This is a genomic window from Cyanobium sp. Cruz-8D1, from assembly GCF_024345975.1.
Lineage (GTDB): Bacteria > Cyanobacteriota > Cyanobacteriia > PCC-6307 > Cyanobiaceae > Cyanobium.
Window position 1 is genome coordinate 119065 of record NZ_JAGQCD010000004.1, and the last position, 23515, is coordinate 142579.

General features: G+C 70.7%; 23 protein-coding genes. 7 read left to right on the forward strand and 16 right to left on the reverse strand.

Annotation, left to right across the window (positions count from 1 at the left end; genetic code table 11):
- Positions 1–34: 34 nt before the first annotated feature.
- From KBZ33_RS04385 to KBZ33_RS04400, 4 genes are read right to left on the reverse strand one after another with little or no spacing between them, the layout of a single operon-like run.
- A complete protein-coding gene (locus tag KBZ33_RS04385; RefSeq protein ID WP_254950956.1) occupies positions 35–1744 on the reverse strand; it encodes an NAD+ synthase in 1710 nt (569 codons plus the stop codon).
- The gene (locus KBZ33_RS04390) at positions 1744–2325 is read right to left on the reverse strand and encodes a nicotinate-nucleotide adenylyltransferase (RefSeq protein WP_254950954.1); all 582 of its coding nucleotides are present in this window, start codon (positions 2323–2325) and stop codon (positions 1744–1746) included. Before KBZ33_RS04390 ends, KBZ33_RS04385 begins: the two co-directional genes overlap by 1 nt.
- Positions 2322–3659: a DUF697 domain-containing protein gene (locus tag KBZ33_RS04395; protein WP_254950952.1), complete on the reverse strand. Its 1338-nt coding sequence runs from the start codon at positions 3657–3659 to the stop codon at positions 2322–2324. The genes KBZ33_RS04390 and KBZ33_RS04395 overlap by 4 nt, the downstream gene beginning before the upstream one ends.
- Positions 3656–4669 (reverse strand): CNNM domain-containing protein, encoded by a 1014-nt coding sequence (locus KBZ33_RS04400; RefSeq protein ID WP_254950951.1) that lies wholly within the window; start codon positions 4667–4669, stop codon positions 3656–3658. The genes KBZ33_RS04395 and KBZ33_RS04400 overlap by 4 nt, the downstream gene beginning before the upstream one ends.
- Before the next feature lie 103 nt (positions 4670–4772).
- On the opposite strand from KBZ33_RS04400, the gene KBZ33_RS04405 reads away from it, so the two are divergent.
- Positions 4773–6104 (forward strand): aminopeptidase P N-terminal domain-containing protein, encoded by a 1332-nt coding sequence (locus KBZ33_RS04405; RefSeq protein ID WP_254950949.1) that lies wholly within the window; start codon positions 4773–4775, stop codon positions 6102–6104.
- Here KBZ33_RS04405 and KBZ33_RS04410 read toward each other — a convergent pair.
- Positions 6076–6873 (reverse strand): TIGR01548 family HAD-type hydrolase, encoded by a 798-nt coding sequence (locus KBZ33_RS04410; RefSeq protein WP_254951126.1) that lies wholly within the window; start codon positions 6871–6873, stop codon positions 6076–6078. The two genes, KBZ33_RS04405 and KBZ33_RS04410, sit on opposite strands and share 29 nt — an antisense overlap.
- Before the next feature lie 47 nt (positions 6874–6920).
- Here KBZ33_RS04410 and KBZ33_RS04415 point away from each other — a divergent pair, with 47 nt between their 5' ends.
- Positions 6921–7403, forward strand: a complete 483-nt coding sequence (locus KBZ33_RS04415) for a 30S ribosomal protein PSRP-3 (protein WP_254950947.1) — start codon at positions 6921–6923, stop codon at positions 7401–7403.
- A gap of 21 nt (positions 7404–7424) precedes the next feature.
- Here the strand turns inward: KBZ33_RS04415 and KBZ33_RS04420 are convergent, their stop codons facing one another.
- The 6 genes from KBZ33_RS04420 to KBZ33_RS04445 are packed head-to-tail and all read right to left on the reverse strand — an operon-like array spanning position 7425 to position 12517.
- Entirely contained in the window at positions 7425–8087 is a 663-nt protein-coding gene (locus KBZ33_RS04420) for a transaldolase family protein (RefSeq protein WP_254950945.1), read from the reverse strand.
- 5 nt (positions 8088–8092) lie between these two features.
- A complete protein-coding gene (locus tag KBZ33_RS04425) occupies positions 8093–9424 on the reverse strand; it encodes a protein phosphatase 2C domain-containing protein (RefSeq protein WP_254950943.1) in 1332 nt (443 codons plus the stop codon).
- The gene (locus tag KBZ33_RS04430) at positions 9418–10155 is read right to left on the reverse strand and encodes a VWA domain-containing protein (RefSeq protein WP_254950941.1); all 738 of its coding nucleotides are present in this window, start codon (positions 10153–10155) and stop codon (positions 9418–9420) included. The genes KBZ33_RS04425 and KBZ33_RS04430 overlap by 7 nt, the downstream gene beginning before the upstream one ends.
- A gap of 3 nt (positions 10156–10158) precedes the next feature.
- Positions 10159–11514 carry a protein kinase domain-containing protein gene (locus KBZ33_RS04435; protein ID WP_254950939.1) on the reverse strand — a complete coding sequence of 452 codons (1356 nt, stop codon included), beginning with the start codon at positions 11512–11514 and terminating at the stop codon, positions 10159–10161.
- Entirely contained in the window at positions 11511–12236 is a 726-nt protein-coding gene (locus KBZ33_RS04440) for an FHA domain-containing protein (protein WP_254950937.1), read from the reverse strand. The genes KBZ33_RS04435 and KBZ33_RS04440 overlap by 4 nt, the downstream gene beginning before the upstream one ends.
- Positions 12233–12517, reverse strand: coding sequence for a hypothetical protein (locus KBZ33_RS04445; protein WP_254950935.1), 285 nt, complete (start codon positions 12515–12517; stop codon positions 12233–12235). Before KBZ33_RS04445 ends, KBZ33_RS04440 begins: the two co-directional genes overlap by 4 nt.
- A gap of 59 nt (positions 12518–12576) precedes the next feature.
- On the opposite strand from KBZ33_RS04445, the gene KBZ33_RS04450 reads away from it, so the two are divergent.
- Positions 12577–14874 carry a transglycosylase domain-containing protein gene (locus KBZ33_RS04450; RefSeq protein WP_254950933.1) on the forward strand — a complete coding sequence of 766 codons (2298 nt, stop codon included), beginning with the start codon at positions 12577–12579 and terminating at the stop codon, positions 14872–14874.
- A gap of 8 nt (positions 14875–14882) precedes the next feature.
- Here KBZ33_RS04450 and KBZ33_RS04455 read toward each other — a convergent pair whose 3' ends face one another.
- From KBZ33_RS04455 to atpD, 3 genes are read right to left on the reverse strand one after another with little or no spacing between them, the layout of a single operon-like run.
- Complete coding sequence (locus KBZ33_RS04455) at positions 14883–15989, reverse strand: rhomboid family intramembrane serine protease (protein ID WP_254950932.1); 1107 nt, start codon at positions 15987–15989, stop codon at positions 14883–14885.
- Between the two features lie 32 nt (positions 15990–16021).
- Positions 16022–16429, reverse strand: coding sequence for an ATP synthase F1 subunit epsilon (atpC, locus tag KBZ33_RS04460; RefSeq protein WP_254950931.1), 408 nt, complete (start codon positions 16427–16429; stop codon positions 16022–16024).
- A 16-nt stretch (positions 16430–16445) separates the two neighbouring features.
- A complete protein-coding gene (atpD, locus tag KBZ33_RS04465; RefSeq protein ID WP_254950930.1) occupies positions 16446–17912 on the reverse strand; it encodes a F0F1 ATP synthase subunit beta in 1467 nt (488 codons plus the stop codon).
- Between the two features lie 249 nt (positions 17913–18161).
- On the opposite strand from atpD, the gene groES reads away from it, so the two are divergent.
- The 4 genes from groES to KBZ33_RS04485 all read left to right on the forward strand — a co-directional run bounded on the left by groES (position 18162) and on the right by KBZ33_RS04485 (position 21831).
- Complete coding sequence (groES, locus tag KBZ33_RS04470; RefSeq protein ID WP_015110667.1) at positions 18162–18473, forward strand: co-chaperone GroES; 312 nt, start codon at positions 18162–18164, stop codon at positions 18471–18473.
- A 53-nt stretch (positions 18474–18526) separates the two neighbouring features.
- The gene (gene groL, locus KBZ33_RS04475; RefSeq protein ID WP_254950929.1) at positions 18527–20164 is read left to right on the forward strand and encodes a chaperonin GroEL; all 1638 of its coding nucleotides are present in this window, start codon (positions 18527–18529) and stop codon (positions 20162–20164) included.
- Positions 20165–20480: 316 nt separating this feature from the next.
- Complete coding sequence (locus KBZ33_RS04480; protein ID WP_254950928.1) at positions 20481–20960, forward strand: hypothetical protein; 480 nt, start codon at positions 20481–20483, stop codon at positions 20958–20960.
- The gene (locus KBZ33_RS04485; protein ID WP_254950927.1) at positions 20953–21831 is read left to right on the forward strand and encodes a hypothetical protein; all 879 of its coding nucleotides are present in this window, start codon (positions 20953–20955) and stop codon (positions 21829–21831) included. Before KBZ33_RS04480 ends, KBZ33_RS04485 begins: the two co-directional genes overlap by 8 nt.
- 162 nt (positions 21832–21993) lie before the next feature.
- On the opposite strand, the gene KBZ33_RS04490 is transcribed toward KBZ33_RS04485, so the two are convergent.
- Entirely contained in the window at positions 21994–22233 is a 240-nt protein-coding gene (locus KBZ33_RS04490) for a hypothetical protein (protein WP_255011559.1), read from the reverse strand.
- 55 nt (positions 22234–22288) lie between these two features.
- Complete coding sequence (locus KBZ33_RS04495) at positions 22289–23515, reverse strand: glycosyltransferase family 87 protein (protein WP_315859132.1); 1227 nt, start codon at positions 23513–23515, stop codon at positions 22289–22291.

Here is a 23515-nt window from a genome sequence, read left to right on the forward strand (position 1 = left end):
AGAATTGCCGCCCTGAGGCGATCGTGGCCAAACCCTAGGCCGAGGCGATGGGCATCCGCCAGCCACTGCCGAAGGCCCGGTCGCTCACCTTGAGCACCGGTGCCGCCTGGCGGCGCTTGAACTCGGCCCGCCGCAGCAACCCGGCCACCCGGTCCACCAGCTCCCGGTCGGCCCCCTGGGCCACCAGCTCCTCCGGCGTGCGCATCTCCTCGATGCAGGCCTTGAGCAGGGGATCGAGCACCGCGTAGTCGGGCAGGGAATCGCTGTCGCGCTGGTCGGGGCGCAGCTCGGCGCTGGGGGGCTTGGTGCGGATCGCCACGCCGATCAGCTCCGCATCGGACGGCAGGCCAAGGGTGGCGCGGCAGGGGCCGGAGGCCGGCCCATCCAGCCAGTCACACAGACCGGAAATGGTGGTCTTGTAGAGGTCGCCGATCACCGCCAGGCCGCCGTTCATGTCGCCGTAGAGGGTGCAGTAGCCCACCGCCAACTCCGATTTGTTGCCGGTGGAAAGCAGCAGACCCCCCTTTTCGTTGGCCACCGCCATCAGCAGCGTGCCCCGGATCCGCGACTGCAGGTTCTCCTCGGTCACCCCCCGCGGTGGCGCCCCCAGCTCGGCGCTGAGGGCGGCGGCGAAGGCCTCCATCAGCGGCGCGATCGGCAGGGTGGCGGTGCGCAGTCCGAGCCGCCCGGCCAGGGCGGCGGCGTCGTCCAAGGAGCCAGCCGAGCTGAACGGGGAGGGCATCCGCAGCCCTTCCACCCGCTCAGGCCCGAGGGCCGCGGCGGCGATCACCGCCACCAGGGCCGAATCGATGCCGCCGCTGAGCCCCAGCAGGGCCCGCTGGAAGCCGCACTTGGCGGCGTAGTCGCGCACCCCCAGCACCAGCACCCGAAGCAGCTGCTCCCAGGGATCTGGCGGCGCCGCGGGCGTCGTGGCAGTGGTGGCCCCGGGGCTGGTCGCCGCAGGGGGGCCGGCGTCCCAGCGGCCCAGGTCCTCGGCGGCGCAGGCCAGCCGCAGCAACGGACGCCCGGCCCCATCGACCACGAAGCTGGCGCCGTCGAAGACCAGCTCGTCGTTGCCGCCCACCTGGTTGAGGTAGACCACCGGCGCCCCGAGCCGGGCCGCCGCCCGGGCCGCCAGGGCCTGGCGCACCTCCCCCTTGCCGCGGCCGAAGGGGGAGGCCGAGAGGTTGAGCAGCAGGTCGATCCGGCTCGGCACCAGATCAGCGATCGGATCCACCGCGTCCGGCCAGCGGCTGCGCAGGGTCTCCTCCACCCAGAGGTCCTCGCAGATGGTCAGGCCCAGCCGCCAGGGGCGGCCACCGGCCTCCAGCTCCAGCACCGCCGCGGCGTCGCCGGGCAGGAAGTAGCGGCGCTCATCGAAGACGTCGTAGGTGGGCAGCAGGCGCTTGCGACAGACATAGCGCCAGCGACCCCGCTGCACCAGGGCCAGGGCGTTGTACAGGCCAGGCTGCCGCCGGCCAACAGCCGGCTCGGCCACCCCGACCAGCAGGGCCAGATCGTCTTGGCAGGCCGCCGCCAGGGACGCGAGCACCTGCTCCTGGCGCTGGATCAGGGCAGGGCGCAGCAGCAGGTCCCGCGGCGGGTAGCCCCACAGCGACAACTCGGGGGTGAGAACAAGGTCGGCCCCGCCGGCGCGGGCCCGCTCGGCGGCCGCCAGGATCCGCTGGCCGTTGCCCTCCAGGTCGCCGACAAGGGGATTGAGCTGGGCCAGGGCGAGGCGCATCAGGGCTCGGAGAGGCCGTAGAGATTGTGCTGCAGCAGCACGGGCCAGAGCTCGGACGGTACCTGGGCCGGATCGGGCCGATCCCGGATCCGGGAGCTGGCGCTGGGCGGGATCGCCAGGGGCAGCAGGTCGAGGCTGGCCCCCAGGCCGCGCAAGCGCTCCAGATCCGCCGTCTCCAGCGGCCAGCCCTCGCGACGGGCGATGCCGAGCCGGCAGCTGCTCAGCAATGTGTCGGCCCGCTTCCAGCGGGGAATCTGGCCGGCCAGGTCGCTGCCCACCACGAACACCAGCTCCCGCTGGGGCCAGCGCGCCCGCGCCCGCTCCAGCGTCTCCACCGCCCAGGGACTGCTCAGCTGCGGCTCCAGGCTGAGCCGGGGGTCATCGATGGCGCCCACCAGGGCGGCCAGCAGGGCGGTGCGCAGCTCCAGGGGGGCGCCGTGCTGCTTGAGGGGGTTGTCGCTGGCCCAGGTGACCACCGCAGGGAACAGGCCCAGCAGTCCCTCCAGCAGCGCCCTGTGGCCGCGGGTCGGGGGATCGGCGCTGGTGCCGAACAGGGCGAGACGACCTTCAGGGGGGGTCACGGCTGGAGGCCGCCGCCGGCGGTGCGTTCCCCTCCCTCCTGCTGCCACTCGCTCAACCAGCGGCGGGTTTCCGGATCCTGCCGCACCAGCCGGCGCAGCAGGGCCCCCGGCTGGCCCGCAGCGGTGGCGGCGCGCAGCAGTTCGGCGGCCGCCAGCCGGCCCGTGCGCCGGGTGGTGTGCACCGCGAGCGCCGCCTGGGCCAGGGCCACCGGGGCCGCCGGCGCCAGGCTCAGCCCACCGCTCAGGGGCGCCGCCAGCAGCAGCAGCTGGCGCAGCCCGCCCAGCAGCAGCTGCAGGCCCAGCTGGGCGCCCCCCAGCAGGGCGTTGTGGCCACTGAGGCGGGTGAGCAGGGAACGGGCCCCGCCGCGGGTCATGGGCAGGCCGTAGAGCTGGCAGAGCTGGACCACCAGGGCGCTGTCGCAGGCCAGACCTCCAGCCAGATCGAGCAGCAGCAAGGGGTTGGCCGCCACCCCCGTGGCCTTGAGGGCCGCGAAGCGGCCGATCAGGCCCTGGGCCTGGCGGCGGCCGTGGCGCAGCCGGCAGCGGTGAAGGGCCTGGCTGAAGCGGTCGGCGGCCCGCAGGGCATTGAGGGCCAGCAGCAGCTCCCCATGGCGCTCGAGCAGGCCGGTGAGTTCACGGCGCAGGGGCTCCACCCGGGGCGGCGCCGGCTCGCTGCGCACCCGGCCGTCGGCGCGCAGGCGTGCCTCGCGGGGGGCGGCCGCCACGGCCAGGGGCCGCAGGTTGCGGGCCCCCACCGGCAGACGCAGGCCGATGCTGGCCAGCAGGGCGTCGCGCTCGGCCTCCGGCCAGCAGTCGCTGCGGTTGAGCACCAGCAGCAGGGGCTTGCCGGAGGCCAGCAGATCGTCCAGGGCCTGCGCGTCCATCACGGTGAGGTCGCTGTCGATCACCAGCAGCACCAGGTCGGCCCCCACCGCCACCCGGGCCGCCAGGCGGGAGCGGGCGGCGGCGGCGATCTCGTCGATGCCGGGGGTGTCGACCAGGTCGACCCCCTCCAGGCCGGCCAAGGGCTGGCCCCAGGCCTGCTGCTGCTGGTGGCGGGTGCAGCCGTGGGCCACGTCGGTGGCGAAGTGCTCCTCCCCGAGCAGGGCATTGAGCAGGCTCGACTTGCCCACCCCCACCCGGCCGAACACCGCCACCCGCGGCCGGCGCAGGCGCAGGCGTTCCAGCTGGCGATCGAGGCTGGCCAGTTCCGGCGCCAGGGCCGCCTGCTCCCGGCCGCTGAGCACCAGCCCCGATCGCCAGCGGGCCAGCAGCTGCCGGCAGCGCTCGGCGGCGGGGGGGGCAACCAGGGGGGCCGGGGCCGCCATGGTCATGGGTGGCTCTCGGCGGCGGAGGCCGGGCGGCGCCACCAGCCGGCCAGCACCGCCAGCACGGCTTCGGGGCCGATCACCCCGACAAAGCCGCCGAACTCGTCCACCACCACCCGCACCCCGGAGCCATTGCGGCGGAAGCTGGTCAGCAGCCGGTCGGCCCGGATCATCTCCGGCACGAACTCCACCGGTTCGCAGAGATCGGCGGCCTGGCTGGCGCCACGGCACTCCACCAGGGCGGTGAGCAGCTGCTCGCGGCTGGCCACGCCCAGCACCTCGTCCACCTCCTCCCCCAGCACCACCCACCAGGCGGTGGCATGGCGCAGCAGGGTGGCGCGCTGCTCATCAAGGCTCTGGTGGCCCGCCAGGGTGGGGGCCGAGACCCGCGGCAGCATCAGGTCCCGCGCGGTGAGGTCGTTGAGCTGGAACACCTTGGCGATCATGGCGGCCTCATCGGCCTCGATCTGACCCTGCTGGGAGCCGAGGCGGGCCAGCAGGCGGATCTCGTTTTCGTCGGTGCTGATCTCGTTCTCGGCCGTGATCGCCGGCAGGATCCGCTCCAGCAGCAGCACCAGGGGCAACATCAAGGTGGTGATCAACCCCAGCCCCGGGGCGACGGCCAGGGACACGGGCAGGGCCAGCTTGCTGCCGATCGCCTTGGGCAGGATTTCCCCCAGCAGGATCACCAGCACGGTGAGGGCCACCGAGAACAGGGGCAGGGCCGGGCCGCTGACGCCGTAGCGGGCGAAGACGACGCTGGCAAACCCGCCCACCATCAGGCTGCCGAAGATGTTGAACATGTTGTTGGCGATCACAAGCACCGCCAGGGTGCGGCCGAGTCGCTGGCGCAGGGCTTCCAGCCGCCGGGCCCCTGGCACCGGCCGGGGGCGGCTCGCCAGTTCATGCACCTTCACTGGGTTGACCGTGAGCAGGGCCGCCTCCACCCCCGAACACAGGAAGGACCCCATCAACATCACGATCACCGCCAGAACCAGAAGCAGGAGATCGTTCATCCGCGGGGGTGGGCAGCAGGGGTGAACGGCACGTGCAGGTTCGGGGGGATCACGTGTATTTAATCGGCTGTGCCATCTTCTCGCTGTACATCCCTGCGCCGCGATGCCGCCGACCCCCCCGATCGATGCCGCCCTGCTGGCCCGCCGGCGCCAGCGGTTCCTGCAGCAGCTGGGCGGAGTGGCCGCGGTGATCCCCGGCGCGGCGCTGGTGACCCACCACGCCGACGTGGAGCACAGCTTCCGCCAGAACAGCGATTTCTGGTATCTGACCGGCTTCGATGAGCCCGGTGCCGTGGCCCTGTTCCTCCCCCACCGCCCCGACAACCCCTTCGTGCTGTTCGTGGAGGCGAAGGATCCGGGGGCCGAGGTATGGAACGGCTTCCGCTGGGGCTGCGAGGGTGCCGTCACCAGCTTTGGCGCCGACCTGGCCCACCCCCGCCGCGAACTGGCCGAGCGGCTGCCGGAGTATCTCGACGGCGCCGAGGGGATCGCCTTCCGGGTGGGCCGCCACCCCCAGGTGGAACCCCTGGTGCTCGCCGCCTGGGGGCGCCAGCTGGATCGGGCCCCCCGCAGCGGCAAGGCGGCCCTGGGGCTGGTCGCCCCCTGCCCGCTGCTGCACGAGCTGCGGCTGCGCAAGGAACCCGAGGAGCTGGCCCGCCTGCGGCAGGCCGCCCGCATCTCCGCCGAGGCCCACGAACTGGCGCGGCGGGTGGTGCGGCCTGGCCTCAGCGAACGGCAGGTGCAGGCCGTGATCGAGCAGCACTTTCTTGAGCAGGGGGCCCGGGGCCCGGCCTACGGCTCGATCGTGGCCGGCGGCGACAACGCCTGCGTCCTCCACTACACCGCCAACGCCGATGTGCTGCGGGACGGCGACCTGTTGCTGATCGATGCCGGCTGCAGCCTCGACGACTACTACAACGGCGATATCACCCGCACCTTCCCCGTCAACGGACGCTTCAGCGGCGAGCAGCGGGCCCTCTACGAACTGGTGCTGGCCGCCCAGGAGGCGGCCGTGGCGGCGGTGGCCCCTGGCCAGACCGCCGAAGGGGTGCATGACACCGCCGTGCGGGTGCTGGTGGAGGGGCTGGTGGAGCTGGGCCTGCTCAGCGGCGCGGTGGATGGCCTGATCGAGCAGGGGGCCTACCGCCACCTGTACATGCACCGCACCGGCCACTGGCTCGGCCTCGACGTCCACGATGTGGGGGCCTACCGGCTGGGCGAGCACCACGTGGCGCTCGAGCCGGGCATGGTGCTGACCGTGGAGCCCGGCCTTTACGTGAGTGACCGGTTGGCGGTACCCGAGGGCCAGCCCGCCATCGCCGAGCGCTGGAAGGGCATCGGCATCCGCATCGAGGACGATGTGGCGGTGAGCGACCACGGCCATGAGGTGCTCACGGCCGCCGCCCTCAAGGCGCCGGCGGCGATGGAGCGCTGAACAGCTCCAGCACCTGACGGGTGGAGCCCAGGAGATGGTCGGCCCCCGCCTGGCGCAGCTGCGCTTCATACCGCTGCCGCTCGGCCTCCCGTCCGGGCCCGTGCAGATGGGGGGGCGCCACCGCCAGGGCCTCGAAGCGCTGGCCGGGCACCCGGGCGCGGGCGCGGCGCACCGTCTCCACATCGGCCACTGTGTCGCCGAGGTAGGCCACGGGCGGGGCGCCGGCGCCCAGGGGCACCCCCGCCAGGCGGGCCGCCAGGGCCAGGAGGCCGGTGGGCTCGGGCTTGTCGGGGGCCTGGCCCATGGCGATCAGGGGCGGCGCCACCAGGCCCAGCCGCTGCTCCAGCACAAAGCGGGCGGAGGGGGGCTCGGCGCCGCTGACGAAGCCCCAGGCGATCCCAAGATCGCCGAGGGCGGCGAAGAACGGCCCGTCCACCAGCAGGGGCTCACTGCCGATGAAGCCGCGCCAGAGGCCGGTATCCCCCTCCGGATCGCCACCGAAGTAGTAGCCGCTGAACACCGCCACCAGCTCCGCCCAGGCAGGCAGAGGGGCCACGCCGCGACGGCGCAGCAGCTCCATCGAGGCCTGCCAGTCGTTGTTCCAGCGACCTTCACCCTTGAGAGCGTCGATGGCGGCGGGCTCCGGCGCCCAGCCGCTGAAGTGCTGCACGGTTTCGACGATGGCGCGCCGGTAACTGCCGCCCACATCCCTGATCACGCCGTCGATGTCGAACAGGAGGACGGCGCGGGGGGCGGCGGGGGCAGCCAGGGGGTTGCAGCGAATCGGCTGGTAGGTTAATCGTTTGCTAGTTCTCCTTGAGCGCCGAAACCGTGACAGCCCCTGAGAGTGCCGAGGCCGCTGCAGTCAGCGCCGTACCCGCGGCCATTGCCGCCGACACCACCGAGGGTCGTCCGGTGTTGCGCGGCGGCAGTGCCGCCCTGGCCACCGCCACCATCGACGAAGACGGGGTGCCCTCCGGCTACACCCCCAAGGCCGACGAGGGCCGCTTCCTGGTGAAGATCCTCTGGCTGCCCGACAACGTCGCCCTGGCGGTGGATCAGATCGTCGGTGGCGGGCCCAGCCCCCTCACCGCCTACTTCTTCTGGCCCCGGGAAGACGCCTGGGAAACCCTCAAGGGCGAGCTTGAGGCCAAGAGCTGGATCACCGACAACGAGCGGGTTGAGATCCTCAACAAGGCCACCGAGGTGATCAACTACTGGCAGGAGGAAGGGCGCGGCAAATCCCTCGATGAGGCCAAGCTCAAGTTCCCCGACGTCACCTTCTGCGGGACCGCCTGAGTCCTGCCCTTCCCAGGCGGTTCAGCCGCCTTGGGCGTCCTTTTCAAACTGCTCGGCGGCCGCGGCTGTATCCAGGCTGGCGAACAGGGCTTGGGCAATCGCCGGGCTGATCGTGTGGTGGGCCAGGCCGGCGGCAGCCAGGCGGGCCAGATCCCCCGGCTGCCGCAGGCTGGCCACCAATAACCGGGTGCTGGAACCCACCCCTTCGAGGGCCCGCTGCATGGCGATCAGCTCGCCGTGGCCGTCACGGCCACGATCGCTGATGCGGCCCAGGTAGGCGGCGATGCCATCGGCCCCGAGGGCCGCGGCCACCAGCACCTGCGCCACTTCATAGCAGGCGGTGAAGGTGACGGGTACCCCTTCGGCGATCAACTGGCGCGCCACCGCGGCGCCGGTCCGGGTGATCGGCACTTTGACGAAGACCCGCTGGGGATCGAGGGCCGCCAGGGCCCGGCCGGTGGCCAGCTGCTGTTCCCCATCAACGCCCCAGGTCTGCAGATGCAGCTCGCGGCAGCCCAGGGCCACAGCGCGCTCATGCAGCCGCCCCAGGTGGTGAAAGTTGCAGGGCTGGCCGGCCCGCCGCAGCAGGGTCGGGTTGGTGGTGACGCCCTGGAACAGGCCGCTGGGCAGCCAGTGCTCCCACTCCAGGGGATCGGCGCAATCGAGCAGCAGGCGCAGGGCCATGGGGTTCAGGGGATAACGGTGGCCGGGGCTGGGGATTCGGCCCACTGCCGGCTGAGGGCCTCCAGCAGGGCCGGGCAGGCGCCGAGGGCCTGCAGAGGGCGGCGAGGGTGGGCCGCCGGCAGATCCGCGGCGATCAGGGCGGCCAGGGGATCCGAGGCGGCTGCAGCCTTCAATCGGGCCGGATCCTGCCGGCCCTGGCGCAAGGCGACGAACAGGTCGCGGCGACGGCGCAGCTCCAGGGGCAGGGTGGCCGGCTGGCTGCAGAGGCGCTCCACCTCGGCCAGGGCGGCCCGCAGCCCGGGGGAGGTGGGCGCCGCCTGCGGCGGGGGCTGGGTTCGGGGCCAGACCAGGGCCAGCCAGCCCGCACCGGCGGCGGCCAGGGCCAGGCCGATGACCAGCGCCCGGCCGATCGCCGGGCGCCGCCGCCGGGGAAGGGGGCGGGGAGGGGACGCCTCCGGGGCCGCCGGGGGGGATGGCGGCGGCGGAGGGGTTTGCTTCGCCTGGGCTGGCGGCGGCGGCGGCAGCTCCTCGCCGGGCGCTTCGCTGCGGCCGATCGCCACGGTCACGTCGTCGCCACTGCCCTCGCGGCTGATCCGATCCAGCGCCTCCGGCAGGATCCCGGCCGTCTCGGCGGCGCTGCGGGCCAGCCAGGCCGCCAGGGTGAGGAAGTCGCCGTCGCTGGCGCAGGACTTGCGGATGCCGTCGGTGCAGAGCACCAGGGCGAAGTCGCGCTCCTCTGGCGCCAGGGGATGCAGGGCCGCCCGACGGGCGAACAGGGACGCCGCCTGGGGCTGGCAGAGGCTGCAGGTGGCCTCGCCAAGCGCGGTCGGTTCGTTCTCCTCCTCCAGCAACCGGGCACGGCCGTCCGCCTCCACCCGCACCAGGTCCCAGTCGCCCAGGCCCGTATGGCCCCACCAGCGGGACGTCATCACCACCAGGCCCAGGGTGCTGCCGTAAAGCAGGGGCTCGAAGTCGCCCTCGCCGGGATCGCCCTGCCAGTGGGCCTGCACCGCCTCCAGCCAGCGGCACTGGACCATCTCGGGCAGGTCGTGGGCCAGCCAGCGGCTCCAGCCCCCCTCCCCGTCCCCCGGGGCCGCGGCGGCCAGGGCGTCAGCCACCACGGCCAAGGCCGTCTCGCAGGCCAGGCGACTGCCCACCTCGCTGCGCCGGTAGCGGCGCCCGCCGTGGCCATCGGCCACCGCCATCAGCATCACCGACTGCCCGGCGGCGTCGCGCAGCTCGCCGCAGAGCACGGCGTCCTGGCAGGGGCGGCCGGCCCTGAGGTGGGCGGCCCCGGCCCGGCTGGCACCGATCGGCGCCACCCAGGGGTTCACCACACCAGGGGACCGACGTCGTCGGTGGGATCCAGCACGGTGGGGGGCAGATCCGGCAGGGGGATGTTGCCCGCCGCAGGCTCCAGGGGCGTCTCGCTCACCCGGCTCGCCGGCATCGAAGCGGCCCCCACCACCGCCGTGGAGGCCCACTGGATGTACTGGGCCAGGGAGGTGGCGTTGCTGGCCTGCAGGGGCCGTCGGGGCGAGCGGCCCGCCGTTGCCGGTTCCGTGCCGATGAACCGTTGCAGCACCTCCAGATCGGCGTCGTGGCCCAGGGCGATGGCCAGCCGCACCGCCTTCTGGGCCCAGGGCACCCGCAGCAGAGCCTCGAGGCCAGCGGCAAAATCATCGGTGGGCTGGCCGTCGGAGATCAGCACCAGCACCGGCGGCAGGGCGCGCACCTCCATCGGCGGGGTCTGCAGGGCCGCCGCCACCAGCTTCAGGGCCTCCCCCATGGCCGTGATGCCGCCGGCCTGCAGATCCCGCCACTCCAGCTGGTCTACAGGCGTGGGGGTCTCGATGTGCCAGACGGCGTGATCGGCGAAGCGCACGGCCCGAACCAGCACCCGCGCCTCCGGGTTGTCCCGGGCCACCGCCGCCATCCCCGGCAGGGACTGGCGGATGGCCTGGTTGAGGGCCTGCATCTTGCCGGACGCGGCCATCGAGCCGGAGCAGTCGCAGAGGTAGAGGAAGTGGAGCGGCCGGTTGGCCAGCTTGACGTCGGGAAACGGCATGGATCAGGCGATGGGGGATGGCCGGATCGGGCGTTGCACGGCGATCGGACCCGCCGGGGACTGGATCCGGGCGAGTGCGGCGAGGCTACAGCTCTCGCCAGGCTGCACCGCCTGGACGCGGCCGTCGTGGGTCTCGGCGCTCCAGGCGGCCGATGAGAGGTTGCGCAGCCCCAGCCGCCGGGGGTCCTGGGGATGGGCCACCACCCGGGCCAGCGGCCGGCGCAGATCCTCCCCGGCCAGGGCATCGAAGTGGTGGGGGTGCAGCTCGTTGTCGGGGGCGGCCACCACGCTCCCATGGGGTAGCCGCAGCGTGATCGGCTCCGGCAAAGGGGCGCCACAGCTCCAGCACAGCGCCGGGGCGCCACTGGCCTGGAAGTTTTCCTGGCCGCAGGCGGGGCAGAGGGAACGTCGATCAAGGCTGCGGGCCAGTTCCTGCTTCCACTGGCCGGTGAGGGCCCGACGGGAGGGCTGCTTCATGCCGCGGCAGAAGGTCTGCTCGAACAGCGCCTGGAGCGGGCGGGGGTAGATGGGCCAGGTGATCAGGGCCGCCGCATGCTCGATGGGGTCGGGCCGGTTGCGGTCATCCACCGGATCAAAGATGAACACCGGGTCCTCGCCGCACAGGCGCCGGCGGGCCGGCTCGTCGAGGCAGCGGATCGCCAGCTCCATCTGGCCCTTGAGGGGGTCGTGGCGGGTGAGCAGCCGGAACAGCAGCACCGCCAGGGAGAACAGGTCGCTGTCGGCCCCGGGACGGGCCTGCCCCAGCAGCACCTCCGGAGCCATGAAACCCGGGGTGCCCAGCACGGCGCCGTGGTCGGCGCCGTCCACCGCGACGTTGTCGTTGTCGCAGATGAGGATGCCGCCGCTGGCCGGCTCCAGGAAGAGGTTGCCGAGCGAGACGTCCTTGTAACAGAGCCCCGCCAGGTGCAGGGCATGGAAGGCGTCAGCGAGGCCGAAGCAGGCCCGCATCACCTGGCGCAGGCCGATCGCCAGCCGGCCGGCGGCATGCTCGCAGGCGCCCACGTAGGCGGGCGGCCGCAGGGGCATCAGGTAGCCGAAGCTCTCGTCGCGGATGCGGATCAGGGGCCGGCTGGCGGGGCTGGCCCGCAGCAGGGCGATCGGCCAGAGGAAATCCTCGTTCGGGGCGGTGGCCCGGATGCTCGCCACCAGGCGCCGCTCCAGGCCGCCGTCGCGGGCGATGCAGGCTGGCAGATACCACTTCAGGGCCAGCCGCTCCCCCTCCAGGTCCACCTCGTAGACCTGGCCCTGAGTACCACCCCCGAGGCCGCGCACGATCCGCAGCGGTGCGGCCAGGCCCTCAAAGCCCAGGCTGGCGCCCTCTGGCAGGATCCAGCTCATGGCCGCCTCCCCGTCGCCGGGGCCGCGCCCATGGCCTTGCGGATGCCGTTGCGGTGGGCCAGGGCCGTCTCCAGGCTGTCGAAGCGATGGCGGTAGGCCAGGCCGTCCTGGAGCGTCAACTCGAGCAGGTGCTCCCAGCGGGAGCCCAGCAGGATCCAGCCCGCCAGCGCCCCCAGCTGCACGGGCCAGAACAGCCAGGGGAAGGGCAGCAGCAACAGGCCGCCGAGGCAGAGCAACAGCCACCAGCTGAAGGCCTGGGGATGGCGCCGGCGGCTGCGCACGTAGGCCGAGCGGATCCGATCGAGGCGCAGAGAACGGCCGGCGAAATCCAGCTGGCCGGCGGCCGCCTGGGCCACCACCGGAGCCGCCGGGCGGCCGGCGGAAGGGAGAGCCTGGGGGGAAGCGCTGCCGGTGGTGCGGAACTGCAGCACCGGCCCCTGCAGGCCCAGCCGGATCTCATCGCCGTCCGAGAGGGGCCGGCAGTCCCGCAGCCGGGCGCCCTCCAGATAGGTGCCGTTGGCGCTGCCCAAGTCGCAGAGCAACCACTGGCCCGCCTGCGTTCGCGACAGCCGCACCAGGGCATGGTGGCGGGAGACGCCCTGGGCCTGGCCCAGGCAGAGGCCGCTGGCCGGATCGCGGCCGATCGAGAGGGGCGTGCGGGGATCCAGCGGCACGCTGCGGCCGGGATCGTCCCGCAGCAGCAGCCGGGGGTGGGAGCTCATCGGGGGTCCTCACCGGCCTTGCGCCGGCGGCCCAGGCGTCGGTCGGCCAGAAAGCGGCCCCACCAGCCCATCGGTTCGCCCTCCCGCCAGGAGATCACCCGCCCGGGGAACAGCAGGGCCAAGGCCGCCAGCGCCAGGGCCACCAGCAGCAGCAGCAGCAGCACCCAGCCGGGGATCGCCCCCACCCAGGTGGCGGCAAAGGTGGCCCGCAGCGCGTACACCCCGATGGTCAGGGCGGTCCAGATGCGGAAGGGTGCCCATGGATCCCGGCGTTGCTCCACCTGGCCGGCCGCTCCGATCGCTGCGCTTAGCGTATGGGAGCAAGGCAGATGGGCCCGGGATGGTGGGGACGACGGAGCAGGCGTCGCCTGGCGACATCACCGCACCTGGCACTCCACCTGGCACCCCACCGCGCCCCACACCCGAGCCCGCCACGGGCTGGCTGAGCCTCTGGCAGTCCCTTCGCCGCCCCACTCCGGCCGGCGGCCGCCGCCGGGCCGTGGCAGCGGCCCTGGGGGAACTGAAGCACCACGGCGCCTGGCTGGAACTCTGGATCGGCGGCCAGTGCCGCCAGCGGCTGGCCCTGGAGGGGGGCCGCTACCGCATCGGCCGGGATCCCCTCTGCGAGCTGCAGGCCGACGCCACCGGCGTCAGCCGGGTGCACACGATCGTGGAGCAGGAGCGCCCCGGCGATCGGGATTACCGCGGCGAGGATTTCGGCTCCGCCAACGGTCTGTTTCACCGCGATCGCCGCATCCGCGCCATCCACCTGCGGGACGGGGACCGGCTGCAGCTCGGCTCGCCGCTCAAGGGTGAAGCGCCCACCCTGGTGTATCGCCATCCCCGCAGTCCCCTGGGGCAACTGGTGCACTGGGGGGCCATCGGCGCCCTCGTCGGCTCGGGCGTGGCCCTGGGGGGCCTGCTGCTGGCCACCACCATTTCCGGTGGCTCCTCGATCCGGTCGGTGGGCGGGCCGGTGAAGGTGTTCTCCAGCGATGGCCGCCAGATCGATGCGGCCGAGGGCTCCTCGACGGCCCTGCCCGCCCTGGCCGACTACCCCCTGCACCTGCGCCAGGCCCTGATCGCCTCGGAGGACTCCCGCTTCGGCTGGAACAGCGGCATCGACCTGTTCGGCACGGCCCGCTCCCTGGTGCTGGGTACCGGCGGCGGCAGCGGCCTTGCCCAGCAGGTGGCCCGCATGGTCTACCCGGCCGTCGGCACCGATGTGTCGCTGGCCCGCAAGCTGCGAGAGCTGTGGGTGGCCTGGCAACTGGAGGCGGGCTTCAGCAAGAACCGGATCCTCAAGATGTACCTCGACCGGGCCTACCTGGGCCTGGGGGCCGAAGGGTTCGAGCAGGCGGCCCAGCTCTATTTCCGCAAGTCGGCCAGCGCCCTGGATGTGGCGGAGTCGGCGTTCCTGGTGGGCCTGCTGCCGAGCCCCAACAGCTACAGCCCCTGCAACCGGGAGACCCCCGCCTGGGGCCGGGAGCGCCGCGACCTGGTGCTGGGGCGGATGCACGCCGAGGGCTATCTGTCCGACCAGGCGCTGATCGACGCCCGCCGCCGGCCTCTCAACATCGATCCCTCCGCCTGCCGCGAATCCAGCTACTCCAGCTATCCCTTCTTCAGCGACTACGTGATCAGCGAGTTGGAGGGGCGGCGCTTCGCCCTCGACCTCAGCCGTGCGGAGGCCCGGGGCAACTACGCGGTGATCAGCAGCATCGACCCCCGCCTTCAGGCCATCGCCCAGAAGCAATTGAAGGCGTTCCTCGAGGGCCCCGGGGGCCGGGCCGGGCTCACCCAGGGCTCCCTGATCTCGATCGACTACGGCACCGGCGCGATCCTGGCCTATGTCGGCGGCGGTGATTACAGCCGCTCGAGCTTCGACCGGGTGCAGGCCCTGCGGCAGCCCGGATCCACCTTCAAGCTGTTCAGCTTCCTGGCGGCCCTGGAGGCCGGCGTCAAGCCCGGCGATGCCGTCTCCTGCGCGCCCCTGGCCTACGTGGCCGGCTGCCGTGGCGGGGGGGGCAGCACCAGTGTGGCGGCGGGCTTCGCCAACTCCGACAACGTGGTGGCTCTACGGCTGGCCCAGCAGGCCGGCCTGGGCAAGGTGGTGGGCAAGGCGCGCCAGCTGGGCATCAGCACGCCCATGGAAGAGAGCGTCTCGATGGTGCTGGGCGGCAAGGAAACCTTCCTCTACGAACTGGCGCGGGCCTACGCCGTGGTGGCCAACGGCGGCCGCTCGGTGCCGCTGCACGGCGTGAAACGCATCTACGACCTGGGCATCTGCGGCTCGGTGCGCAACCTGGCCACCTGCCCCCCCAGCGGTGTCACCACGCCGGTGGCCGAGCTGTCGCAACAGCTGATCGAACCGGCGCTGGCGGCCGAAATGGATGGCCTGCTGCGGCAGGTGGTGAGTGGCGGCACCGGCGGCGCTGCCGCCGTGGTGGCCGATGCCCGCGGCAAGACCGGCACCACCGACAACGGCGTCGATGTGCTGTTCGTGGGCTACTCCCCCGCCAGCCGCATCCTCACCGGCATCTGGATGGGCAACGACGACAACCGACCAGCCCAGGCCGCCTCCGGCGCCCTGGTGGCCCAGTTATGGGGGCAGTACATGCGCGCCCTGGCGGGCTGAGGCCGGCTTCAGCCCAGCCAGCCCAGGCCCCTGGCCAGCTCCTGGGCGCGGGTGACCAGGGCCCAGGCCGTTCCCAGCACGGTGCCCCAGCACCAGGGGCTGCTCCAGAGCCGCGCCATGGGGCTGCTGCTGTCCTGGGGATCGCGGCGGGGCAGTTGCCAGCCCAGCTGCACGGCACCAAAGACCACCAGCAGGACCCAGGCTGGGATCTCCACAGCGCCCACCACGAAGGGGTGAGCCTTCCAGTGCAGGAGGCTGAGGACCGAAGCCAGGGCGATCACAGCCGCGATCGGACCGGAGGCCCCGTCCCAGTGCCGCAGCACCCGGGCCCGGCGGGCCACCAGCACCGCCGGAGCCGTGGTGGCCAGGGCCGTGAGGGAATAGCGCAGCAGCAGGGAGGCCAGGGGCAGCGACGAGCCCCCCAGCACGAGCGCCAGCATCACCAGGTTGAGCAGGGCCTCGCGGTTGGCCGCATGGATCCAGGGGGCGGTGATCCAGCACCAGGCACGGCGAGGGTCACCGCTGGCCTCCAGGGCCAGGGGCCAGCGGCGGCGCAGGACCCGCAGCGGGCCGAGGGCCAGGGCCTGCAGCAGGGCCAGGGCCACCACCAGCACCACGCCGCCACCCCAGCGCCAGGGATCAAAGAACCACTGGTCGAGCTCCCCACCGGCCCAGAACAGCACCAGGGCGCCCGACGCCGAAAGCGCCAGACCCGGGCCGAGGGGCCGCAGACACTCCAGCCAGGGCAGGGGGAAGCTCCCGGTGATGGCAGGGGAGGCATCAGCGGCCGGGACATCGCCGGCGGGCCGGGAGGGTGCCACGCCGGAGCTGGCCTCCAGCAGGTCAAGCAGCTCTGCCAACACCCTCGGCGTGTAGATGCCGGCCAGATGCTGACTGAGGGCCGCGATGGCACTGCGCTGGGGACCACCCTGCAATTGCAGCACCCGCAGCAGCAAAGGCTGGGTGGCCAGGTCCCGCACGGGTCCCCTCAGAGCTTCCTCAGCCCCGAGGACATCAATCAGCCGGTTGGCCAGGGCCTGGGGATTGTCCAGTCTGACGGAACCGGTGGCGATCCACTGGCGCAATTGCAGTCCCAGTTCCCGACCCTTGCCCATGGCCGCCGCAGCCCCCCGGCCAGCAGGAGAACTCAGGCGACCTTGCTGGCCTGAAGACGGGCGCGGGCGCGGGCCAGGGCCTGCTGGGCCTTGACTTTTTCGGGGCTGGGGTCGGAGCCTTCCAGGGCCGCAGCGGCTTGTTGGGCCACTTCGAAATCACTCTGGGCGGCGGCGGCGTCGATGCTGCTGCCCAGCTCAGCGCCGTTGACGAGCACGGTGACCTCATTGGCCACCACCTCGGCAAAGCCACCCATCAGGGCGATCGACTGCCAGTTGGCCCCCTCCCGCACCCGCAGCACGCCGCTGTCGAGGGCGGTGAGCATGGAGACGTGGCCGGTGAGGATGCCAAGCTGGCCGGTGGTGCCGGGCAGGATCACTTCGTCGGCGGTGCCGTCGAAGACGCTCTGATCGGGGGCGAGGACGCGCAGGGTGAGGGTCATGGAGAGGATTCTCGTATCAGGACTTGGCTGAGGCGAGGATCTTGGCGGCCTTGGCCCTCACCTGGTCGATGTTGCCCACCAGGTAGAAAGCGGCTTCGGGAAGATCATCGAGTTCACCGGCGAGGATCATGTTGAAGCCCTTGATGGTGTCGTCGAGTTTCACGTATTCGCCGGACTGACCGGTGAAGATCTCGGCCACGAAGAACGGCTGGGAGAGGAACTTCTCGATCTTGCGGGCCCGATCCACCGTGCGGCGGTCGTCCTCGGAGAGTTCGTCCAGACCCAGGATCGCGATGATGTCCTGCAGTTCCTTGTAGCGCTGCAGGGTGGACTGCACGGCCCGGGCGGTGCGGTAGTGCTCATCACCCACCACGGCGGGCTGAAGCATGGTGCTGGTGGAATCGAGGGGATCCACGGCCGGGTAGATGCCCTTGGAGGCCAGACCGCGGCTGAGCACGGTGGTGGCATCGAGGTGGGCGAAGGTGGTGGCAGGTGCCGGGTCGGTGAGGTCGTCGGCAGGGACGTAGACGGCCTGGATCGAAGTGATCGAACCCTCCAGGGTGGAGGTGATGCGCTCCTGCAGTTCACCCACGTCGGTGCCGAGGGTGGGCTGGTAGCCCACGGCCGACGGCATGCGGCCCAGCAGGGCGCTCACTTCGGAACCGGCCTGCACGAAGCGGAAGATGTTGTCGATGAACAGCAGCACGTCCTGCTTGTTCACATCACGGAAATGCTCGGCCATGGTGAGCGCCGACAGGCCGACGCGCATGCGGGCGCCGGGGGGCTCGTTCATCTGGCCGTAGCAGAGGGCCACCTTCGACTTGGAGAGGTCGCCGGCGTTGATCACGCCCGACTCCTTGAACTCCTCGTAGAGGTCATTGCCCTCACGGGTGCGTTCGCCCACGCCACCGAACACCGAGACGCCACCGTGCTCCTTGGCGATGTTGTTGATCAGCTCCTGGATCAGCACGGTCTTGCCGACGCCGGCGCCACCGAAAAGACCGACCTTGCCGCCCTGGCGATAGGGGGCCAGCAGGTCGATCACCTTGATGCCGGTCTCGAAGACGCGGGGCTTGGTTTCGAGTTCGGTGAGCTTGGGAGCCTGGCGGTGGATCGGGGCCGTCATGGTCGTCGAAACCGGGCCCTGCTCGTCAACGGGCTCGCCGAGCACGTTGAAGATCCGGCCGAGGGTGGCTTCACCGACGGGAACGGAGATGGGAGCGCCGGTGTCGAGGGCGCCCATGCCGCGCACCAGGCCGTCGGTGCTGCTCATGGCCACAGCACGGACACGGTGGTCGCCCAGCAGCTGCTGCACCTCAGCGGTGATGGCCACCTGCTGGCCAGCGGAATTGGTGCCTTCGATGCGAAGGGCATTGAAAATTCTGGGCAGCTTGCCGGCAGGGAATTCCACGTCGAGGACGGGGCCGATCACCTGGCGCACGGTGCCTTTGGTACCAGGGACGGCGGGAGCGGCAGCAGCCATAGGTAAGGAAGGAGCGTGGTGTGCCCAGCGGGGTCCAACCACCCGTCTGAAGCGGGGCAACCTTACCACCGCAGGGGCCTGGGACTTAGGGGTTCGGTCACCCGCACAGCCCGGGGATGGCGCCGCGACAGAGCCGCCACCTAGGTTGGCAGTCGAAGGGCGTGAGTGCTAACTCATCCCACCCCAGCAACGCTCCGGCCCCGGCCGATCGGCGTCGCTGTCTTCGCAACCTTTTCTTCGCGTCATTTCATGGCTGCCGTTTCCCTCAGCGTCTCCACGGTCAAACCCCTCGGAGATCGCGTCTTCATCAAGGTGTCCGAATCGGAGGAAAAAACCGCCGGTGGCATCCTTCTGCCCGACACCGCCAAAGAAAAGCCCCAAGTGGGCGAAGTGGTCCAGATCGGTCCTGGCAAGCGCAACGACGACGGTTCCCGTCAGGCCCCTGAAGTGGGCGTCGGCGACAAAGTGCTCTACAGCAAGTACGCCGGTACGGACATCAAGCTCGGCACCGACGAGTACGTGCTTCTGTCCGAGAAGGACATCCTGGCCGTCGTCAACTGATCTGACGGGTTTCCCGTCTGCATCACTACCAACCAAGCAATTTTTCTTCTTCCATGGCCAAACGTATTATCTATAACGAGCAAGCCCGCAGGGCGCTCGAACGCGGCATCGACATTCTTGCCGAAGCCGTTGCCGTCACCCTGGGTCCCAAGGGCCGCAACGTGGTGCTGGAAAAGAAATTCGGCGCTCCCCAGATCATCAACGACGGCGTGACGATCGCCAAGGAGATCGAACTGGAGGATCACATCGAGAACACCGGTGTGGCCCTGATCCGTCAGGCCGCCAGCAAGACCAACGACGCCGCCGGTGACGGCACCACCACCGCCACCGTCCTGGCCCACGCCATGGTCAAGGCGGGTCTGCGCAACGTGGCCGCCGGCGCCAACGCCATCACCCTCAAGAAGGGCATCGACAAGGCCACCGAGTTCCTGGTCGGCAAGATCGAGGAGCACGCCAAGCCGATCGCCGACTCCAACGCCATCGCCCAGGTGGGCACCATCTCCGCCGGCAACGACGAAGAGGTGGGTCGCATGATCGCGGATGCCATGGACAAGGTGGGCAAGGAGGGGGTCATCTCCCTCGAGGAAGGCAAGTCGATGACCACCGAACTGGAGGTCACCGAGGGCATGCGCTTCGACAAGGGCTACATCTCGCCCTACTTCGCCACCGACACCGAGCGGATGGAAGCGGTGCTCGACGAGCCCTACATCCTGCTCACCGACAAGAAGATCGGCCTGGTGCAGGATCTGGTGCCCGTGCTTGAGCAGATCGCCCGCACCGGCAAGCCCCTGCTGATCATCGCCGAGGACATCGAGAAGGAAGCCCTCGCCACCCTGGTGGTGAACCGTCTGCGCGGCGTTCTGAACGTTGCTGCCGTCAAGGCTCCCGGCTTCGGTGATCGCCGCAAGGCCATGCTCGAGGACATCGCCGTTCTCACCAACGGTCAGCTGATCACCGAGGACGCCGGCCTCAAGCTGGAGAACACCAAGCTGGAGATGCTCGGCACCGCCCGCCGCATCACCATCAACAAGGACACCACCACCATCGTTGCCGAAGGCAACGAGGCGGCCGTGAAGGCCCGCTGCGAGCAGATCCGCAAGCAGATGGACGAAACCGACTCCTCCTACGACAAGGAGAAGCTGCAGGAGCGTCTGGCCAAACTGAGCGGCGGTGTGGCCGTGGTCAAGGTGGGCGCTGCCACCGAAACCGAGATGAAGGACAAGAAGCTGCGTCTGGAAGATGCCATCAACGCCACCAAGGCGGCCGTTGAAGAAGGCATCGTCCCCGGCGGTGGCACCACCCTGGCCCACCTGGCCCCGGCCCTGGAAGAGTGGGCAGCCGCCCATCTCTCCGGCGAGGAGCTGATCGGCGCCACCATCGTGGCCTCCTCCCTCACCGCTCCGCTGATGCGGATCGCCCAGAACGCCGGCGTCAACGGCGCCGTCGTCGCCGAGCACGTGCGCAACAAGCCCTTCAACGAGGGCTATAACGCCGCCACCGGCGAGTACGTCGACATGCTGGCCGCCGGCATCGTCGATCCCGCCAAGGTGACCCGCTCCGGCCTGCAGAACGCCGCCTCGATCGCCGGCATGGTGCTCACCACCGAGTGCATCGTGGCCGACATGCCCGAGAAGAAGGAAGCTGCTCCCGCCGGTGGCGGTGGCGGCATGGGCGGCGACTTCGACTACTGATCGCGCCTGCGGTCAGCGTCGGATTCAACCCCCTTCGCTTTCAGTTCCCAGCGCCCCTCACGGGGCGCTTTTTTTTGGCGCTGGCAGGCCATTCGTCTTTCGCATGAACGGCCCAGACGCATCGGCTGCACAGCGTCACACTGGGCACACCCGACCCCCGCTGCCAGGCTGCCCCAACGCAGCCTGGCCCCCCCACCCCCTGCCTGCCCCGCTCCACGTCTGATACCCCGTCCGCACCGACCTCACTGACGCCCTGCTGGCCCTGATCCCGGAGGACGGCAGCCGCCTGAGCAATGCAGAGCTGCGCGCCGAGCTGTTGGACCTGGCCGATGAACCCTTCAGAGACGAGGAGTTTGAAGCCGCCAAGGACCACGTGGTGGCCATGGGTGCTGCCGAAAAGGCCCGCGGCGCCGGCGGTGGCTTGAAAGCCCCAGGCCGCGGCCGCCGCAACGTCACTGGCGCGGCCCCCACCAGCGCCCAGCCCGCCTTCGCCCCTGGCACCACGGCCGCCTCGGTGCTCACCGGTGAGCTGCGCAACCAGATCGACGGCATCTGGAATGCCTTCTGGAGCGGCGGCATCGCCAATCCGCTGGAGGTGCTGGAGCGCAGCCGATCTGGGGGCCTGGTTTTCGCGGTGGAACCGAAGCTCCGCTTCGCCGGCGAAGTGCTGGAGCATCACACCCTTTTCCTGATCGATCCAACCGGCAACTGGCTGGAGTTCAAGCACTACAGCGATCCGGACGCGGTGCTCGGCTGCCGCAGCCACACCCAGGTGGGTGATTCACGTCATGGCTGAAGCGTCACTGCGCTGGGTGCGCTGCCGGCTGGTGGCGGGCCATGGCATGGCATCGGGCCGGGCCCCCACCAGCCCCTACCCGGCCGGCACGATTCACCTGCAGGCGCCCTTCTTTGCGGCCAGGGGCATCGATCTGTCGCCCTTCTTCGCCGGCACCCTCAACCTGGAGGCCGTTCGGGACCACTGGCGCCTCAGTGACCCTGACGCCCGGGTTGAGGCCCTGGAATGGACCGATCGCCATCCACCGGAGACCTTCTCCTTCTGGCAATGCCGCCTGCGGGTTCCCGCCGAAACCGCCACAGCGGCAATCGTTGGCGGGGGCGCTGGAGGTGAAGTTTCAAGCGGCGATGCGGTTTGCTCCGATGCCGGAGGCGCCGTTGGTTCCGCCGGCTTGGCCGCCCTCATCTATTACCCCCACCCCGAAACCAAGCGCGCCCATCACCAAGCTCCCAGCTGCCTGGAGGTGCTGTCCCCCTGGATCCCAGGCCTCACGCCGGGTCTGGAGCTGGAACTGGGCGTCGATCCGCGCTGCTGCCGCCTGATCGATCCGGTCCGGCTGCGGGCGCGGCTGCTGGAGTTCCATAAGTTCCGCGTGCTGGCGGCCCAGGAGGAGTTCTTCGTGGCGTTCCGAGCGCTCCAGCCCGGTGATGCCCCACGGCCGGATCCGAGGCCTTGCCTGGCTCCCGCGCCCCAGGTTGTCGGCCGGGCCTTAGTCCAGCCCACCGCCTCGACCGCTCTTGGAGCCACCGCCGCCCTCGATCCCAATCGGTTCCGCACCTGGCTCCAGCCTCTCTGGCCCGAAGCCCTCGATCTTGACGACGCCGACCTGCTGGCCACGCTTGAGCAGGCCCGCCAGCTCCATGTGAACTGAGCGCTTAGGCCGATCGGCCCATTCCAAGCCCGGCGCTCAGCCCTTGCCCGCCAACTGCTCACAGGCGGGGGGCCGGCCCATTTGCTGAGCCGTTTCCACCGGCCGCCCGAATTGCCGCTGGAACTCCTGAAGCCGCCGGTTGATGGCGCACTGGGCCTGCCGTCAGGCCAGGCGCTCAGCTGGATCGCTGGGCTCCGCACCGAGTGCATCGGCTGCCTGCAGCAGAGGCCGCAGCTGGTCGGCCCAGAGTCCGCGCCGATTTGGGGTGCTCGCTTCCGGCAGATCGCCGGTGAGGGCCGCCTGGTCCCAGGCGCTGCGGCGATCGGGCCGCGGGAGCAGCGCTGCCCCCAGGCCCAGCAGCAGGGCGAGGGCGGCACCAACGACCACGGGGCGTTGACTCACAACAGCAGACGATGGCGGATCAACCCCAGCCTGGGGCGTTCAACTCGGCTTTGAATCAAGGAGCTCTCTCAAGCAAGGTCGTCGAGTTGATGGAACATTCCGTGGCTGCCTCTGTGAGGGTTGTACGGAAATTCTCGGGCCGATTGGCCAGCAGGGTGAGCCCCACAGAAAACCAGATTGCCGCCGAGAGCGTCTGGGGGAGGAACCGATCAGCGGTCAGGTGGACCGGGATCCAGAGGGAGACCTGCATAGCCACCGCCAGTGCCCCGATCCAGATCCCGGGATGGCGCAGCGCCAAGCTCAGGATTGCCAGCTGGGCAGGGAACAGCATGATGTTGTCATAGTTGAGGTGATAGGCGGCCAGGGCTCCCAGTACCGCGCACAGTCCCTGAAGCCGCAGCATCGTACCGGGGTCGACCCGGCGAGGAGCTGCCATGCTTCCTTGCTGATGACGCCCCTTGGCGGTCTTCCTGGCAAGGAACAGGCCACCGAGCAGCAGGGTCAGCGTCAGAATCGCCCCAACCCACGGACCGAGCAGCCCCATCAGGTTCGTGTTCCCAGCCCTCACGAAGCTCAGGCTGCTGGGCACCAACCAGAGAGAGACGTACCGGATGGGCGAGACGTGGGTGTAGGCCAGGGCTATCCCTGAAAGGACAAGCAGCACGGCAAGGCCCAGCAGCAGACCGCGGCGGTTGCCCCGTTGGAGTAACGGGAGGGCAAAAGCGGCGGCAATCTGGGGTTTGAGCATGGCCAGGGCCCAGCTGATCCCCGCCGGAAGCGGGCGCTGGCGTTCCAGCAGCCACCACTGCAGGCTGATCAGACCCATGCACAGGATCGAGAATTGGCCGTGATAGAGGCAATTGCTATTGCCACCGATGGCCACGGGAGCCAGGGCCCCGAGCAGGCCAGCGGCGGGACCAGCGAATCGGAGCGTGCGCCAGCCAATCCAACTGATCAGGCCCAGGGAGAGCAGACTCAGTCCGTGCACGAGTCGCCAGGCTCCACCCGAACCGCCCCAGACAAAGAAGAACCCGAACATCGGCTGGGCGTAGGGGGATACACCGAGTTGGGAAATTGGGCCGGTACCGGTGGGTGCTGGAGGCGGCTCATGGGATAGAAACCCTGCCGGAAAACGGCGTACTCCCGCCCTCGCGTCATCAGATCCGCTGTCAGATGACCGTGGCTGGATTTCAGGCCACTGGCCAGGTTGAAGGCGGCATAGCAGGCCAGCAAGATGAACAGAACAAGTAGAACAACTTGCCGACCGATCTCGAGACGCCAT